16 protein-coding genes and 1 pseudogene are annotated in these 15,773 nt (G+C 38.6%); 10 read left to right on the plus strand and 7 right to left on the minus strand.

The features are described from left to right. Nucleotides 1-176 precede the first annotated feature (176 nt). The 4 genes from phnE (MN204_RS19215) to MN204_RS19230 all read right to left on the minus strand — a co-directional run bounded on the left by phnE (MN204_RS19215) (nt 177) and on the right by MN204_RS19230 (nt 3,675). On the minus strand, nt 177-977 hold the full coding sequence (gene phnE, locus MN204_RS19215; protein WP_249872705.1) for a phosphonate ABC transporter, permease protein PhnE: 801 nt from the start codon (nt 975-977) through the stop codon (nt 177-179). Beyond that, nucleotides 977-1,792: a phosphonate ABC transporter, permease protein PhnE gene (gene phnE / locus MN204_RS19220; protein WP_249872706.1), complete on the minus strand. Its 816-nt coding sequence runs from the start codon at nt 1,790-1,792 to the stop codon at nt 977-979. Before phnE (MN204_RS19220) ends, phnE (MN204_RS19215) begins: the two co-directional genes overlap by 1 nt. Next, the gene (gene phnC, locus MN204_RS19225) at nt 1,789-2,565 is read right to left on the minus strand and encodes a phosphonate ABC transporter ATP-binding protein (RefSeq protein ID WP_249872707.1); all 777 of its coding nucleotides are present in this window, start codon (nt 2,563-2,565) and stop codon (nt 1,789-1,791) included. Before phnC ends, phnE (MN204_RS19220) begins: the two co-directional genes overlap by 4 nt. A gap of 117 nt (nt 2,566-2,682) precedes the next feature. Then, the gene (locus tag MN204_RS19230; RefSeq protein ID WP_249872708.1) at nt 2,683-3,675 is read right to left on the minus strand and encodes a phosphate/phosphite/phosphonate ABC transporter substrate-binding protein; all 993 of its coding nucleotides are present in this window, start codon (nt 3,673-3,675) and stop codon (nt 2,683-2,685) included. Between the two features lie 965 nt (nt 3,676-4,640). Between MN204_RS19230 and MN204_RS19235 the strand changes: the two genes are divergently transcribed. From MN204_RS19235 to MN204_RS19250, 4 genes are all read left to right on the plus strand, one after another. Further along, nucleotides 4,641-5,552, plus strand: coding sequence for a YegS/Rv2252/BmrU family lipid kinase (locus tag MN204_RS19235; protein WP_249872709.1), 912 nt, complete (start codon nt 4,641-4,643; stop codon nt 5,550-5,552). Between the two features lie 376 nt (nt 5,553-5,928). Further along, nucleotides 5,929-6,219, plus strand: a complete 291-nt coding sequence (locus MN204_RS19240; protein ID WP_249872710.1) for a glutaredoxin domain-containing protein — start codon at nt 5,929-5,931, stop codon at nt 6,217-6,219. A 77-nt stretch (nt 6,220-6,296) separates the two neighbouring features. Next, nucleotides 6,297-6,740 carry a YppG family protein gene (locus MN204_RS19245; protein WP_249872711.1) on the plus strand — a complete coding sequence of 148 codons (444 nt, stop codon included), beginning with the start codon at nt 6,297-6,299 and terminating at the stop codon, nt 6,738-6,740. Nucleotides 6,741-6,884: 144 nt separating this feature from the next. After that, nucleotides 6,885-7,580, plus strand: a complete 696-nt coding sequence (locus MN204_RS19250) for an alpha/beta hydrolase (protein WP_249872712.1) — start codon at nt 6,885-6,887, stop codon at nt 7,578-7,580. 41 nt (nt 7,581-7,621) lie between these two features. Here MN204_RS19250 and MN204_RS19255 read toward each other — a convergent pair whose 3' ends face one another. After that, on the minus strand, nt 7,622-8,476 hold the full coding sequence (locus tag MN204_RS19255) for a DegV family protein (protein WP_249872713.1): 855 nt from the start codon (nt 8,474-8,476) through the stop codon (nt 7,622-7,624). Nucleotides 8,477-8,549: 73 nt separating this feature from the next. After that, complete coding sequence (locus MN204_RS19260; RefSeq protein WP_249872714.1) at nt 8,550-9,461, minus strand: DMT family transporter; 912 nt, start codon at nt 9,459-9,461, stop codon at nt 8,550-8,552. 586 nt (nt 9,462-10,047) lie between these two features. On the opposite strand from MN204_RS19260, the gene cshA reads away from it, so the two are divergent. Continuing rightward, nucleotides 10,048-11,511, plus strand: a complete 1,464-nt coding sequence (cshA, locus tag MN204_RS19265; RefSeq protein ID WP_249872715.1) for a degradosome RNA helicase CshA — start codon at nt 10,048-10,050, stop codon at nt 11,509-11,511. Nucleotides 11,512-11,567: 56 nt separating this feature from the next. On the opposite strand, the gene MN204_RS19270 is transcribed toward cshA, so the two are convergent. Beyond that, a complete protein-coding gene (locus MN204_RS19270) occupies nt 11,568-12,329 on the minus strand; it encodes a rhomboid family intramembrane serine protease (protein ID WP_249872716.1) in 762 nt (253 codons plus the stop codon). Between the two features lie 281 nt (nt 12,330-12,610). Between MN204_RS19270 and acpS the strand changes: the two genes are divergently transcribed. The 5 genes and pseudogenes from acpS to MN204_RS19295 all read left to right on the plus strand — a co-directional run bounded on the left by acpS (nt 12,611) and on the right by MN204_RS19295 (nt 15,593). Further along, complete coding sequence (acpS, locus tag MN204_RS19275) at nt 12,611-12,967, plus strand: holo-ACP synthase (protein ID WP_249872717.1); 357 nt, start codon at nt 12,611-12,613, stop codon at nt 12,965-12,967. A 69-nt stretch (nt 12,968-13,036) separates the two neighbouring features. Then, the gene (locus MN204_RS19280; protein WP_249872718.1) at nt 13,037-13,174 is read left to right on the plus strand and encodes a hypothetical protein; all 138 of its coding nucleotides are present in this window, start codon (nt 13,037-13,039) and stop codon (nt 13,172-13,174) included. 63 nt (nt 13,175-13,237) lie between these two features. Beyond that, entirely contained in the window at nt 13,238-13,546 is a 309-nt protein-coding gene (locus MN204_RS19285; RefSeq protein ID WP_249872736.1) for an NAD(P)H-hydrate epimerase, read from the plus strand. Between the two features lie 272 nt (nt 13,547-13,818). Continuing rightward, a pseudogene (locus tag MN204_RS19290) lies at nt 13,819-14,430 on the plus strand (ADP-dependent NAD(P)H-hydrate dehydratase). A gap of 131 nt (nt 14,431-14,561) precedes the next feature. Continuing rightward, entirely contained in the window at nt 14,562-15,593 is a 1,032-nt protein-coding gene (locus tag MN204_RS19295; RefSeq protein WP_249872719.1) for a LolA family protein, read from the plus strand. The last annotated feature ends 180 nt before the right edge of the window (nt 15,594-15,773 follow it).

Here is a 15,773-nt window from a genome sequence, read left to right on the forward strand (position 1 = left end):
TATCACTTGTATAAAGAAGCGTGATTTTTGCTGTTTGACTATGCAATAGGCTGCATCCTTTCTATGTATAAGTATAATCGTTGAGCATAATGTAAAGTAAAAATATCCCTAAGGGCGCTGAAAACTTCCTTAGGGACATCCTAATCGTTTAGAAATGAAATCTCAACCTTTTCCTTTTAAACGATTTTTCTTCTTATTTTCGCTGATGCGAAGTCGATAATTGTGACGACTATAATGATAGCTAATAGAATCGTACCCATTTCGTTCCAGTTACGGTTATTCGAAGCGAATATGATCATCGTACCGATACCGCCTGCACCAACAATACCAAGGATTGAAGAGGCACGTATATCCACTTCAAAACGGTAAATTGCGTAAGAAAGAAATTCAGGAGTGATTTGTGGGATAACACCATAAAACAAAATCTGTATTTTGTTTGCACCACTTGCTTCCATTGCTTCCACTACATTCATATCTATGGACTCAATAATTTCAGCAAACATTTTTCCTAACATACCTGTTGAACCAATAGCAATTGCAAGTACACCGGCAAATGCATTCGGACCAACTGCAACAACGAAAAGAATTGCCAGGATAATATCCGGAAAAGCACGTACAGCTGAAAGAATCCACTTACCAATCGTGGAAACAATGACTCCACCCATCATATTACGGGCTGCAAGAAAGGATAAAGGTACAGCTATCACTGCTGCCATTAATGATCCAGCAAACGCTATGAACACTGTTTCCAGCATACTCATTGCAACATCGCCCGTTGCAGACCAGTCAGGGTTGAATAGCCTTGGGATCACTCGATTAAAGTTATTGATTGCCCGTTCGATTGCCCGGCCCCAATCAATATTTATACTGACAAAAGTCCATACATACATCGCTATTACCAGTAAAGATATGATAATATTTCTAATTTTTTTATATACGGAGTTCTTTGGTTTTGGAGGTAAGGAATAATTTTCCATTATAACAATGCCTCCCTTATTTTCGTACTAATATATTCAATAACAATAACTACGATAAAGATAAGTATAATAATCATCATGGCATTCGGGTAGTTGTAGAACCCTAATTGCTGATTCAATATCAATCCAATACCACCCGCACCAACCAAACCTAATACGACGGAAGCGCGAATATTAATCTCAAATACATAGAGTACAAGAGATGTGAATTGTGGTAATACTTGTGGAATTAACGCATACCAAATTACTTGAAATACATTTCCTCCCGATGCACGCATTGCTTCCAACGGATTCATATCTACGGATTCAATTGTTTCACTGATCAGTTTGGCAAGAATCCCCAGTGAGAAAATAACAAGTGCAAGTATTCCCGGAAATAGTCCGATACCAAATAAACCTACAAAAATTACTGCCAGTACGAGGTCGGGGATTGTACGTAATATATTTAAAAATGTGCGTGTCAGTATATATAAAGGTCTGAACGTTGTAATGTTTTCCGCTGCTAAAATAGCCAATGGGACAGTAAGTATTGCAGCGATTGTTGTTGCAATAATTGCCATTTGAATGGTTTCTACCATCGGACCCCAAATCGCGGATATTACTGCTGTATTTGGCGGAAAGAATTTTTCAATTACTGTAAACATGTTACCAATAGCGCCACTGAAGCCCCCGGCCATTTGGCGTTGGGTCCAGAACATACTGAGTAAATAAATTCCGAGAACAACAAAAAATATGATCGTTACCTGCATTTTTGTTTTAACAGGATAAATAGGTGGCACTTTCTCAGGTGTCAATGAATTGTTATCAGTTGTCACGATTCATCTGCCCCCCCACGCAAGTCATCCTCACGTATCGAGCGGCCGTAAATTTCTTCAAACGTGCTTTCGGTAACCTCGGAAACAGGTCCATCAAAAACCACTTCACCGGCCCGCATTCCAATGATACGGTCAGCATATTCCATAGCCATATCAATGAAGTGGAGGTTAACAATCGTTGTAATGTTATCCTCTTTATTTATTTTCTTCAGATAAGTCATTACCTGATGGGAAGTAGGTGGATCCAGTGATGCAACAGGTTCATCTGCAAGGATGTATTTAGGCTGCTGTGTCAGTACACGTGCAATACTAACACGCTGTTGCTGGCCACCACTCAATTCGTCCGCACGATTATAAATTTTTTCTTCAATATTTACACGTTTCAGGCTTTCATATGCCAAGCCAATATCTTCTTTTTTATAGGCATTAAAGATGGAGCGTAATGTTCCTGTATGACCAAGGCGACCTGCCAATACATTTTTTAATACGTTGGAACGTTTTACAAGATTGTAGCTTTGAAAGACCATTCCCGTTTTCGTACGGAGTTTTCTCAAATTGGAACTTCGATATTTAAGAATGTCTTGATTATCTACTAGAAGAGACCCTGAGGTTGGGGTTACTAAGCGGTTAATACTGCGAATGAAAGTTGATTTACCCGCACCTGATAATCCTACTATCACTACAAATTCACCATCATTAATCGTTACATTGATATTTTTTAAGCCTTCTGTACCATTTGGATATACTAATCCAACATTTTTAAATTCAATCATATTATGTATTTTCCTCCATTAATAAGCTTAAGTCATATGTCTGAAACATTAGGAAAAAAGGGGAGTAATCCCTCCCCTTTTTATTGGTAAATATTTATTTAATATCTTCCGTTGCAATTAAAGTTCAATATTGTCTTTAAATTTGGCGTAAGTCTCTTTTACAACCTCGTACTCTTCATCCGTTGCTTCATCGATTGCATCCCAGTTGTAAACTTCATTCATAATTTCTATCATTTCTTCATCATCATTGAAGGATAAGAAAGTATCTTTAATTTTTTGAACCAATTCAGCGTCAAGCTCTTTTGTTACAGAAATCGTATCATTAGGAATCTCGTCTGTATAGCCTAATACGACAAGATCTTCCATAGCTGATGGATAGTCTTCTTCAATTACAGTACGAGCATCATCAAAAGTAGTTGCAACATCTGCATCACCTTCTAGGACTGCGATGGCAGAGTTATCATGTCCACCTGTTGGAACAGTTCCTGAGAAGAAATTACTTTCTAATTCCGCAGCAGTATCGTAACCAAATTCTTCCATTAATTGACTAGCTGGGAAAAGATATCCTGAAGTTGAACCTTGGTCACCATAAGCCCATACTTTACCTTCTAAGTCAGCTAAGGATTCAATACCTGAATCAGCATGTACAATATATTGTGCTTTATATGAACCAGAACCGTTACGAATAGATTTTAAGATTACTTCTACATCATATTGCTCATTAGCTAGTACATAACCAAATGCTGCAATAAAACCAATGTGTACTTGGTTAGCTCCCATAGCCTCTACAAGTGCGTTGTAGTTCGTCATAACTTGACCTTGTACTTCAACACCTAATTCCTCGCTTAAACGTTGAGCTAACGGTTCAACCGTGTCAGCAATTGTGTCTGAATCTTGTGATGGAACGAATCCCATAACGATTGTTTCTGGAATCATTCCTTCACTTGATTCTTCACCTTCACTGTCAGATCCTGTATCTTCAGTTTCTTCAGAACTATTATTGTCCGATCCCTCACTACCGTTGCTAGAATCCGCATCATCAGATCCACCACAAGCTGCTAATACTAGTGCCAATGCTAACACAAGCAATAGACTATAAAGTTTTTTCATTTTGACCCTCCTGTTTTATGTATACTAAACTAAGCTTACTATTCTATTAAATAATACTTATCTGAAAAAATCTACCTAATTTGACTAATATTTACAGTAAATTTACATAATTATTTCTATAAAATGACAAAAAACTAGGTCATTTTACTTAATTTGTCTACTTGGCAGCTAGGGGAGTATAGATTTTTCGAACCAATTAATTTCTAATCCTTGTTAGTTTATAACCATCGCAGTAGATATAAAGTGCGACGTAACTTCTTTTCATGTTAAATCTAAAGCACTGATAATGGAATGGTTCTCCGGCAACCGCAGCCCGTATACACTCCGCTTTCCGCGGGCGGCTGGTGAGCCACCTTGCGCTTCGCACTGCGGTGTCTCACCGATGCCTTTCCTCCCGCTGGAGTCTACGTGTATACGGGCTGCTAGTATGATGTTTTTTCTATAGCGAAACTCTCAGTAAGAACAATTACGATTAAGGCTTTTGGATCGGATTTCGACTTATCCGGTATTTTTATAACAGGTGATTAAGAGCCCTACCGTAAACATCAGATTTACAAATCCGGAGCGATCCTAGACTACTGAAGCTGTATGAGGGGTTTTTATCGCTATTATGAATGGAGTTAGTTGTAAGCAAGCGCTAGACCAGCTCGGGGAAATACACGGAGACTCCTACGGGAAGAGAGGCATCGGTGAGACACTGAAATGCGTAAGCATGAAGGGGCTCAGCAGCCGCCCGTGGAAAGCGTAGTGTATTTCCCCGAGCGGTAGCCGAAGTAACTCGCTTCCATTATTAGTGCCATAGTTCTAACCCAATAGAAGTTATGACGCAGTTTACAGATTTTGCGCCAAAACCAAAAAGAGCATTTTTCCGGTGAGACGAGCAGTGGGAGTTTCATTTCTAAAGGTTTTCTTTCACCTGAAAAAGGCTATATCCAGTAATAGTTATAAGTGCAAGGAGGAACATGATGGCTAAATACAACAGAGCATTATTTTTATATCACATACATGCAGGAAAAACCAACATTGAGCAGAAGCTTACACAAACGTTACCAATACTGAGCAAGCATATTAAGGAACTAATCGTTTTGCAGACAGAGACATTGGAAGAGACCCACAATGCCTGTAAAACGTATGGGGAAAACATTGACCTGCTTATCATTCTCGGGGGAGATGGCACGTTGCATGCATGTCTGAATAGTATTGTGGAATTGGAGAAAAGACCGATTGTTGCCATATTACCAGGTGGAACATCAAATGATTTCAGCCGAATGTTGCAGATTCCGCAAAACCTTCCGGATGCTGCTGAAGCAATCATACATGGGAACGTTGTAGATATCGATGTTGGGAAGTCAGATGATCGCTATTTCCTTAATTTCTGGGGAATTGGTTTAGTAACAGATACATCTGAGAATATAAATGAAACGGAGAAGAAAAACTTTGGGGCGCTCAGTTATATAATGAGTGCAATTAGAACCGTGAACAATGCACGTTCCTTTTCATATGAAATGAAGAGTGATGATGACATATTTAAAGGGGAGGCTGTTTTAATAGCTGTCTTAAATGGAAAATATATTGGAACGAGAGAAATACCCATTTCCACAATTAGTCCGAAAGATGGAAAGTTGGATGTATTGATTATAAAAAATTCCAATTTAGCCTCATTTCGCGAATTGCTAGCCATGAACAAGAACATTTCAGCGTATGATGAGATGGAAGAAATAACCCATTTTCAGACAAAGCGTCTCTCATTATCAACATCCCAAAACAAGAATATTGATATGGATGGTGAAATTCTAACGCAAACACCTGCAACGATTACGGTCCTTCATAACCACATGAAAATGATTGAATCATCAGTAGGAAATACAAAAACTTAAAATGGAAGAAGCCATTTTTTGGTTGGCGGAATTTATGAAGATTGTAGGTGGTTTAGGGCTATAGTTCCCGCAGAAATATGTAGATATTAAAATCAACCATATTCATCATACATTTTTGAACATAACAGATACGCTATGTTTTTTATTGGCCATTAGTAAAATAAAAAAATCGCTATTGGCATAAGTGCAACCAAGACTGTCACCAAATGGATTGGTCCCAACAAGTTTTCTGAACCATCTCTAAAACCAGTACTAAAAACCTATTTCCTGTAATCTCTTTGTAAAAATAAGCACATCTTTCGGTTTAATTGATTGAGGAAGCGGGTATCAAAACTATAGAAGTAGTTAAGCCAGAAAACGATCAGGAGGAAAAAAGATGGGCGACTCACAGGTAACAATCTACGTTAGTGAAAACGAAGGTGAGGCTCACAAAGTAATTCGATTACTGGAAGAGCACAATATTCCATATATAGAAAAGAATGTGACGAAGAATGAAAATTATATGAAAGAACTTCATTCTATAGAAATCTACGGGACACCAGCGACTTTCATTGATGATGAGCAGGTCATACTAGGTTATCAAAAAAACAAAATCAAGTATGCCTTAGGACTGGATAATAATGCATCCCACTACACATCTCTTTTTGATGGATTCGATAGAAAGTGATACTCCTACTACACACACTTAAAATAGGAATGCATAAACTATTTATAAACAGGTAATTGGAAAAGAGGTGTGTAGGAATGCAATATCGACCATATAACCAACCTCATAATTATCATCCGCCGGTTAATTTTAACCATAATTCTTACTCATATCACACATCACAACCTAGCCAAAACTGGAATATTCCGAATGTACAGCAGACGCCATATGATGTATTTGCAAAGCCGGAACTACCTGCACAATGGCTGAGTGAACCCCCAATGAATGGTTCTCAAACGGCTCAGAATTACGGTGGTCCGGGAGGCGCAGCGGGTATCCATACAGGTGGACCATTAGGTGGACAATCAGGTGGGCCGGTTGGAGGGCCAAATGCAGGAGGAGCGACATCTTACTTTTATAATGGCAATGGGCAGATTGATTTTGATAAAGTATTGTCTACAGTCGGGCAATTAGCAAGTACTTATCATCAAGTTACTCCTATAGTAAAACAATTCGGTTCACTCATTAAAAATTTCAGGTAACATCACTTACCTGAGTCCTTCAAGAAATGACTTACTTAATTTTGTCAAAACAGGAAACGAAAAGATAAGCATTTGTTAATAGGAAAAAGCATTACGGAAGAAGATAAAGGTGGGGAAGGAAGCAGAAGTAGAGGAGAATATTCTATGATTGCATGTTTAGTGATACACGGATATACAGGCGGGCCTTATGAAGTGGACCCTCTAGCTGAATTTTTGAAAGAAAATACGGATTGGCACATTGAAGTTCCGACATTACCAGGTCATGGTGAAGAACTCCATTTGGAAAATGCTTCCTATAAAAATTGGATAAAAGCAGCGGAAAATGAATTAAAGAAACTTCAACGGTATTATGAAGAGGTCTACGTAATTGGTTTTTCAATGGGCGGAATGATTGCTGCTTATCTCGCTGCGAAATATAAGATCGACAAGCTTGTGTTACTAGCAACTTCAGGGAAGTATTTAAACTTTAAGCAAATAGGGTTTGATATTGCGGAGGTAATCGGTGATGGAATTAAAGGTACTCTCGGAGAAAATAAATTGTATACCCATTACAAGAACAAACTTGGGGCAGTACCACTTAAGGCCAATATTGAATTTATGAAATTAGTCAGATTTACCCGTCGCTACCTGGATAAGGTGGAATCGCCTGTATTGATAGCTCAAGGACATCAGGACGGTATGGTTCCTTATAAAAGTGCTTATTATTTAGAAAAGGAAATTCATTCCAAGAAAAAAGAAGTCGTATTCTTTGATCGCTCCAGACATCTTATTTGTCTCGGTGATGATAAAGATACGCTAAATGGAATGGTATATCATTTCCTTGTAGAAGAAACGGAATAAAAGCCTGCTCCTTATATGATGGGAGCAGGCTTTCAATATTTTTAATCTCTGAAAAAGGCTATTACCAGTGCACCTTCACCGCCATATGTGGAAATAAGAGGTCCTGTTTCCGTTAGGTAGGCGTCTTTGAATGAATAGTTGCTGCGTATTTCCGAAAGAACATTCTTGGCTCTTTCTGCATCATTACAGTGCGTCATGGAAATGATCTTATCTTCCATATTTTTAGTGTGCTCGCCGATTTGGTCAATAAATCGTCTAATGGATTTTTTGTCACCACGGATTTTTTCGGATACCTCAATGGCTCCTTCGTCACTCCCGTGCATCAGTAACTTTATATTTAACGTCTTTGCTATTTTTCCTTTTACTTTATCAAGGCGTCCGCCGAGAATAAGGTTTTCCAATGTTTTTAACACGAACAAAGTAGAGGTCTTTTGAACGCGTTCATGTAAATGATCAACAAGCGTTTCAAAAGAACTGTTTTCATCCATCTTTTCACCCGCCTCATGCAATAAAAGAGACATTCCGCAAGAAGCCGTTTTGGTATCAATAACTTCAATTTTTCGATTAGGTTCTTCTTCAAGAAGCATCTTTTTACCAATAACAGCATTTTCATAGGTGCTGCTTAATTTCTTTGAAAGACTCAGCATGATGATTGGGATATTTGAATCAACTTCTTTATATGCATCGTAAAAATCGTTCGGGCTTGGTGCCGCGGATCTTGGTAACTCGTTAAGTTCTTTCACTTTTTCGTGATAACCAACCAAATCCAATGTTACTCCACTCTTATATTCTCCGTCACTGAAGTGTAAGTAAAGCGGAACAACTTTTATATTCAGTTTTTCATTTAAACGCTTCGGGATATCCGCTCCACTGTCAGTCATTAGTTGTATATACATGACTTCACCTGCTTTAAAATTATTTATAAACAAGTATATCAGTTTTGCAAAAAACTTTATAAGGATATGAGGGCTACTTCAGACTTTTTCTTGAAATAGTTACCCTCTTTTTCCTTGATGTACTCACGATAAATAAGAACAGGCCAAATATAACGATGGTACCGCCCAAAAATTGCGACCAGGTCAGGACTTCACCCAGTATAAAGTAAGCAAGTATACTTGCGCCAATCGGTTCAAAGACAATTCCCATCGAAATGGTGGATGTACTTAACCACTTCAGTGCCCAATTAAATAAAGTATGACCCAGGAATGTAGGGAAAATTGCCAGTGCCAGGAATATCCACCAATGATCAGCTGGATAGCCAAAGAATGGATTTTGCAGAACGAGATTATATAGTATTAATGTAACGGAGCTAACCGCATAGACGATAAATGTATAAGTCATCAGCGATAAGTGTTTTCTTACACTTTGCCCCGATAAAAAATAGAAAGTGACAGCTACAGCTCCAAGCAATGCCAAAATATCTCCAAATAGTGCCATACCTCCGATTTGGAAATCGCCAATTCCGATAATGATGCTACCGAATAATGCAATTACCATACTGATGATCGTACCATATGAAAACTTTTCCTGGAAAAGCAGATACGTACCAATAAATGCGAAGATCGGCTGCATGGTGACAAGAACAACCGAGCTGGCTACGGATGTATAATTCAATGATTCAAACCAAAGAATGAAATGTAATGCCAAAAAAACACCGGCTAGAATGGAAAGAATCCAGTTCTTTTTTGTTATCAAACGAAATTCATGCCTGTATTTCAACAAAACAATGGGTAACATAAGCAGAACTGCGAATAATAATCTATAATTCGCAATGATGGCTGAAGGGGTACCAGCAGCAAGCTTTACTAAGATAGCTGAAGTCGAAACGGCGATTACACCGACGACAACAGCTGCATATGGATTAAATGGAGGGAGGCGCATGGTAAACATCCTTTGCAATTTTTGTAAAATATTTTTAAGATAGCGAAGAAAAATAGGAATCAAATTTAATATTAGCAATTTCTTTGAGGTGAAACCCGATAATATCATTCATTCTACCATGCTAGAAGAAAAAATTCATCAAGCCGCATAGTAGATATAACTGCAACATATGTGGTATGATGATGGAAGCATTAGTTTCGGGGCCTCTTACCACGTACAGGTGAAGTCTTTTTTGGCGGGTAAGCGTATAGACTTACCATCCTGCATAAGTGCACCGAAGGCATTTGCCGTTTAGTGGAATGCCAAGTTTTCTAATACTTTAGTATGAATAAAATATAATGATACGAGTCAGGTCTTATATTCCCTTTTAAATAGCTGATACAATCAAGCGTAAATTGTCATATCAGTGCATTTTCATTTCCGCAAAGAAAGCATCCATGCTGCAAAAAAATGCGGAATTTGTTAATTCAGAAGAAGGATTTATCTGCATGTTCAGGCGGGAAATTATTTAAAGAATAAAGTATGAGAAAAATTAAAGGGCCTCTTTTGCGAATAAATTTTCACAAAAAAAGGAGTCGACTATTAGGTGACAAAATTTAACGAACTGGGTATATCAGCCCCAATTATGAAAGCATTAGAAAAAATGGGGTTTGAGGAAGCAACACCAATTCAAACGGAAACAATACCTCTAGCACTAGAAGGTAACGATGTTATTGGACAAGCACAGACAGGAACAGGTAAAACAGCAGCGTTCGGTATTCCAATGATTAATAAAATTGATCAGAAATTAAAAAAAATCCAAGGTTTGGTTGTAGCCCCTACAAGAGAGCTAGCAATCCAAGTTGCAGAAGAATTAAATCGTTTATCGAAATTTAAAGGAGTTCGGGCCTTGGCGATTTACGGTGGGTCTCCAATGGACCGACAAATCCGCGCATTAAAGGATGGTCCCCAAATTGTTGTTGCAACACCAGGGAGATTATTGGACCATATGCGCAGAAAAACAATTCGCATCGATAACGTACAAACTGCTGTACTGGATGAAGCGGATGAAATGCTGAATATGGGCTTTATTGATGACATTCGCGACATTTTAAAAGGAATCCCGGAAGAACGCCAAACATTGCTATTTTCCGCAACGATGCCAAAAGAAATTCGCAATATCGCTACGACTTTAATGAAAGATCCTAAAGAAGTCAAAGTAAAAGCAAAGGAAATGACGGTTGAGAATATCGATCAATCCTTTATTGAAATCCCGGAAAAATACAAATTTGATACATTGAATAATCATATGGATATCAATTCGCCTGAATTGGCAATCGTCTTTGCGCGTACCAAGAAGCGTGTGGATGAAGTAACGGAAGGCTTACAGGCCAGAGGATACCGTGCAGAAGGAATTCACGGAGATTTAACACAAGGTAAACGTATGTCCGTTTTAAACAAGTTCAAAAGCGGTCGTGTTGATGTGCTAGTAGCTACAGATGTTGCTGCACGTGGTCTTGATATTTCCGGTGTTACCCATGTCTATAATTTTGACATTCCACAGGATCCGGAAAGTTATGTCCACAGAATTGGACGTACAGGTAGAGCTGGACGTACAGGGGAAGCTATTTCCTTGATTACACCTCGAGAAGTGGCGCATTTGCATTTAATCGAAAAAACGACAAAAAGCAAAATGAAACGATTGGTGCCACCAAGCAATCAGGATGCCCAAAGAGGACAGCAGCAAGTAACAATGGACAAGATTACTAAAACAATCGAACAAAAAGACTTAAAACCATATCAGGAAACAGCAAAGGAATTACTGGAAGAACATGATTCCGTCACAGTTGTTGCGGCAGCTCTAAGTATGCTGACAAAAGAGCGCAGAGATACTCCTGTCAGAATATCTTCAGTTGCACCAATTAGTGTGAAAAAAGCGCATGGTTCCAAAGATAACAATCGCCGTCAGAACAACAAACGTGTTTACGGTCAACGCAGTCAAGGTGGACGTTCGCAAGGTGGAAGAAACAACCGTAAAGGTAATTTCCAACGCAGAAGCCGCGATCAATAAAAAATAATAAGCATATGAAAAAGCTCCTAGAATAGGAGCTTTTTTTATATGCTTATTTAAAATCTGCTTAACAAACCGAAGATTACGAGTACACCTAAGATAATCCAAAATATGTTTTTCCTAATTGCTTTCGGGAAGCGGCGCTTTTTGTTCCAACGATTTGGATCAAACTGGATGGAACCGTCATCCTCGTATCGTCGCCTGTTTCTCCATGGAGAGTAGGGTCGTACGTTAGCGAGAACCAATGGCGCTATGATAAATCCACCGATAAACCCGAATATATGTGCATAAACATTAATCCCACTCCGGAGGAAGGTCATTGCCAATGAAATGAACAAAATAATCATGACAATTTGTGAACTTCCTTGATCAATCATATTTTTTCTGAATGAAACCATAAAGGCATAAATTCCGAAAAGACCAAATACTGCTCCTGAAGCACCAAGATGAAGATAGTTAATCGGTCCGAGAAAGTAAGTGGCTATGTTTGCAATAATCCCAGCCCCTAAATATGCAAATATGAATTTAAACTTACCAAGCATATGTTCAAGCGCTGGCCCGAACAGTACAAGTGAAAAAGAATTGAATAAAACATGAATTAAATCGGCATGAAGAAAAATAGGTGTCACCAGTCTCCAATATTCTCCCATTGCAATGAGAAAATTACTGCCGATTCCCCAATGATAAATATCCCAACCTATTGGCAATCCGAGTAAATTTCTTATAAGCCAAAGGAATAAATTTATAATTACCAAAGCAGATACAATCGGGTAGAGTTGCATAAATTCTTTTATACTTCTTTCATTTCTAATAAACAATGAAGGGAACCCCCTTTACACAAAATGTTTGATCCATTTAGTTGACATGTTGAACATCTTATTTAAATAAACTGCTATTCGTGTGCTCAAAAGGTACCAAATTAGAAGTGAGAAGGTCAAGGCGACGTAGATAAAAGATTAAGTCAACGAAGCGTTCGACACTTATTATTTGGTGACATGTTGAACATCCTTTAGTATTATAATACGTAATATTAATCGATATGACCAATGTAACATACATGTCAGCAGTATAAATCCAATTGAAATGAAGGGTAAATACCATGATAAAAGGAATAGGGATGGACTTGATTGAATTGAAAAGGATCCAGGCTAGCTTGGATCGGAATGAAAAATTTGTGGACCGTATTCTGACAGAAAACGAAAAAAAAGCATGTGATCTGCTTCCTTCATACAATCGTAGAATCGAATATATTGCAGGTAGATTTGCAGCTAAAGAGGCATTTTCGAAAGCTGTCGGAACAGGTATTGGGCGGTTAAGCTTCCAGGATATTGAGGTACTCCATGATGAAAGTGGCGCACCTGTTTTAACGGCTAGGGGATATGAACAGTTTCGTATATTCGTTTCAATCACGCATAGCAAGGACTACGCCGCTGCACAAGTAATATTGGAAACTTAGGGAACTTCGGTTTATTGCATAATCAGTAAGGTTGTCTCATATATTTTAGTGCGGGTAGGAGGGAACGAAATGTATATTGTCACCGCAAAAGAAATGTACGATATCAATCATTACACGATGCATGAGATTGGAATGGATGGCAGGTTGCTGATGGAAAATGCGGGCAGGGCGGTTCGTGATAAAGTGGTAGAGGTTGTGGATTCTTAAGATCGTATAAGTGTCTTTGTCGGAGCTGGGAACAATGGTGGAGATGGATTTGTTATAGCAAGAATATTGCTTGATAAGGGGTATCACGTAAAAGTCATACAGATTGTTGATGGTGAAAAAATTACAGGAGATGCTCTTTATCATAAAAGTCTATTTCTTAAATGTGATGGGAATGTACTTTGTGAAAGAGAGATATCCACAGTCCGGAAAATAGTGGAGCTGTCCGATGTAGTCATTGATGCAATGCTAGGAATTGGTGTGCAAGGGAATTTAAGGTCCCGTTTTCTGAGATTGTTTCGGTTATCAATCAATCAGATGTCTGTGTACTATGAGTTGACATGCTATCGGGCTTGCCTGCAGATGAACGTGTAGCATCTTTTACTTCCATTATTGCAGATTATACGTTTGAATCGGTGCGGCGAAGGAGAGTGCATTCCTTGAAGAAACAGCATCCTATTATCGAAATTGGGAGACACTGGTGATAGGATTTCCCAAGCAGGTCATTCAAAAATACACTGACCGTTCTTTATGGACAGAAGAGAATATTAAAGACATTGCCACTGCGGAAGAAACATGCCCATAAAGGTAATCATGACAGAAGGTTGATTATCGGAGGAAATGCACAAATGGCAGGTGCTATTGCGATGGCAACAAAGGCAGCGCTTCGAGCAGGTTCAGGGTTAATTACAGCCGGAACCACCGAGAAGGTAATCTCAGTCATTGCACCATTTTGTCAGGAAGCCATGTTTTTGAATTTAGAAGACAAAGATGGCAATTTAGCAAATGAGCAGAATCTGCCTCTTTACAACTTTGACGCAGTTGCTCTTGGCATTGGAATGGGCAGAAAAGAAGGAACGGGAAAATTGGTGTAGCATGTCATTCGACAAGCACAATGTCCGCTCATTGTAAATGCAGATGGATTATATCATTTAAAGAAATATCTTTATACACTAAAAGACAGAACCGATCTAACGATAATTACCCCGCATCCTGGAGAAATGCAATGTTATTGGATATATCCATTCGGGAGCTTTTGTCAGCGCTATTCCATTTTACACGTGAATTTGCAGGAGGAATATGGAGTATATGTTTTACTCAAAGAAAAGAACACAGTCATTACGTCCCCCTTTGGAATTCAGACTGTAGAAGCAAGCGGAAATCCCGGGCTCGCCAAAGGAGGAAGTGATGATGTGCAGACGGGTAGTGTGCTTGCAACGCCTGCTTCACTCATGGAAAGTCAGCGGATTTACAGGTGAAGCATGAGCATTCATTCTATGATTTACTTGCGGGCAGATGTAATTGATGGTATTTCAAAAGTGTATCGTACATTTTCTTGATATTGCGTGATGATGTTCCCTTTGTTAATTGAGACAAGGGAGATATGTCGATGAAAAAATTTTATGCTTATCGCGTGGCTTTTATTTTAGCCCTCATGATATTGTTTTTGGCAGCTTGTGGCGAAAAAACACAGGAAGATGTTATTGCTAAACTGGAAGAAAATCTAGAAGAAATGACAGGCTATAAAGCACAGGCTGAAATGTCCATGAACACGGGACAGGAAGAGCAGAAATTCAATATTGATGTCTGGTACAAGCAAGAAGATTTTTATCGCGTGGCATTGGAAAACAGTCTTGATCAAAAAGAAAGCCAGATCATTCTCAAAAATGAAGATGGTGTATTTGTTTTAACTCCGGCCCTTGATAAAAGCTTCAAATTTCAGACGGAATGGCCGGATAACAGCAGTCAGCCATACCTATATCAGTCTTTAATAAAAGACGTATTAAAAGATACGGAAGCTCAATTTGAGTCTACCGAAAGCCATTATGTGTTTAAAACGAAAACAAATTATCAGAGTAACAATAATTTACCTTTTCAGGAGATTTATTTTGATAAAAATGCATATACTCCAGCTATGGTAAAGGTTTTGGATAAAGACCAAAATGCATTGGTTGAAGTCCGTTTCTCAAGCTTTGAAATGGACCCTTCATTCAGCGAAGATGACTTCACAATGGAGAAAAACATGACAAGCAGTGAGGAAGGCGATGCAGAAACTTCTGCACAGCCACAAGCCTCTGAATCAGAAGAGTTAGCGGTACTATATCCATTATATACAGCTGGAGCAGAGATCATAGAGCAGAAAGAAGTAGAACTTGAAAACGGAAAAAGAGTTATTTTGACTTTTGAGGGAGATAGGAACTTCACTTTAGTAGAGGAAAGAAATCATACAAGGCCGGTTTTGTCGTCCCCGCAGGAAGTGAATGGTGAAATCATAAATCTGGGACACACCATAGCAGCACTTACTTCAAATACACTAGAATGGAGTTATAATGGCATAGACTTCACACTTGCCAGTGATGAATTGACCAGAGAAGAAATGATTCAAGTAGCAGAATCCGTTCAGGGGCAGGTCGCAAAGTAAATCACAGTCGTTATCCGGTAGGCTCACATTAATGAGCCTGCCTTTTATTTCTTTGGCTCTAATCGTAAATTTTGTTTCTTTTCTAAGTTCGCAGTTTACACATTTTACGGTAAAAGCAACATTTTGAGTATGTCGTGATTAACTTGTCCAATCTTCTGGACACAGCCATTTCTATAATCA

This window comes from Oceanobacillus saliphilus, assembly GCF_023522835.1.
Lineage (GTDB): Bacteria > Bacillota > Bacilli > Bacillales > Amphibacillaceae > Oceanobacillus > Oceanobacillus saliphilus.

Excerpts from the sequence above, each read along its gene's own strand:
- MN204_RS19235 (WP_249872709.1), top strand. The coding sequence starts at position 4,641 with ATGGCTAAATACAACAGAGCATTATTTTTATATCACATACATGCAGGA.
- MN204_RS19280 (WP_249872718.1), top strand. The coding sequence starts at position 13,037 with ATGTATATTGTCACCGCAAAAGAAATGTACGATATCAATCATTACACG.
- MN204_RS19230 (WP_249872708.1), bottom strand. The coding sequence starts at position 3,675 with ATGAAAAAACTTTATAGTCTATTGCTTGTGTTAGCATTGGCACTAGTA.
- phnE (WP_249872705.1), bottom strand. The coding sequence starts at position 977 with ATGGAAAATTATTCCTTACCTCCAAAACCAAAGAACTCCGTATATAAA.
- MN204_RS19255 (WP_249872713.1), bottom strand. The coding sequence starts at position 8,476 with ATGTATATACAACTAATGACTGACAGTGGAGCGGATATCCCGAAGCGT.
- MN204_RS19295 (WP_249872719.1), top strand. The coding sequence starts at position 14,562 with ATGAAAAAATTTTATGCTTATCGCGTGGCTTTTATTTTAGCCCTCATG.
- acpS (WP_249872717.1), top strand. The coding sequence starts at position 12,611 with ATGATAAAAGGAATAGGGATGGACTTGATTGAATTGAAAAGGATCCAG.
- MN204_RS19250 (WP_249872712.1), top strand. The coding sequence starts at position 6,885 with ATGATTGCATGTTTAGTGATACACGGATATACAGGCGGGCCTTATGAA.
- MN204_RS19260 (WP_249872714.1), bottom strand. The coding sequence starts at position 9,461 with ATGCGCCTCCCTCCATTTAATCCATATGCAGCTGTTGTCGTCGGTGTA.
- MN204_RS19245 (WP_249872711.1), top strand. The coding sequence starts at position 6,297 with ATGCAATATCGACCATATAACCAACCTCATAATTATCATCCGCCGGTT.
- phnC (WP_249872707.1), bottom strand. The coding sequence starts at position 2,565 with ATGATTGAATTTAAAAATGTTGGATTAGTATATCCAAATGGTACAGAA.
- MN204_RS19240 (WP_249872710.1), top strand. The coding sequence starts at position 5,929 with ATGGGCGACTCACAGGTAACAATCTACGTTAGTGAAAACGAAGGTGAG.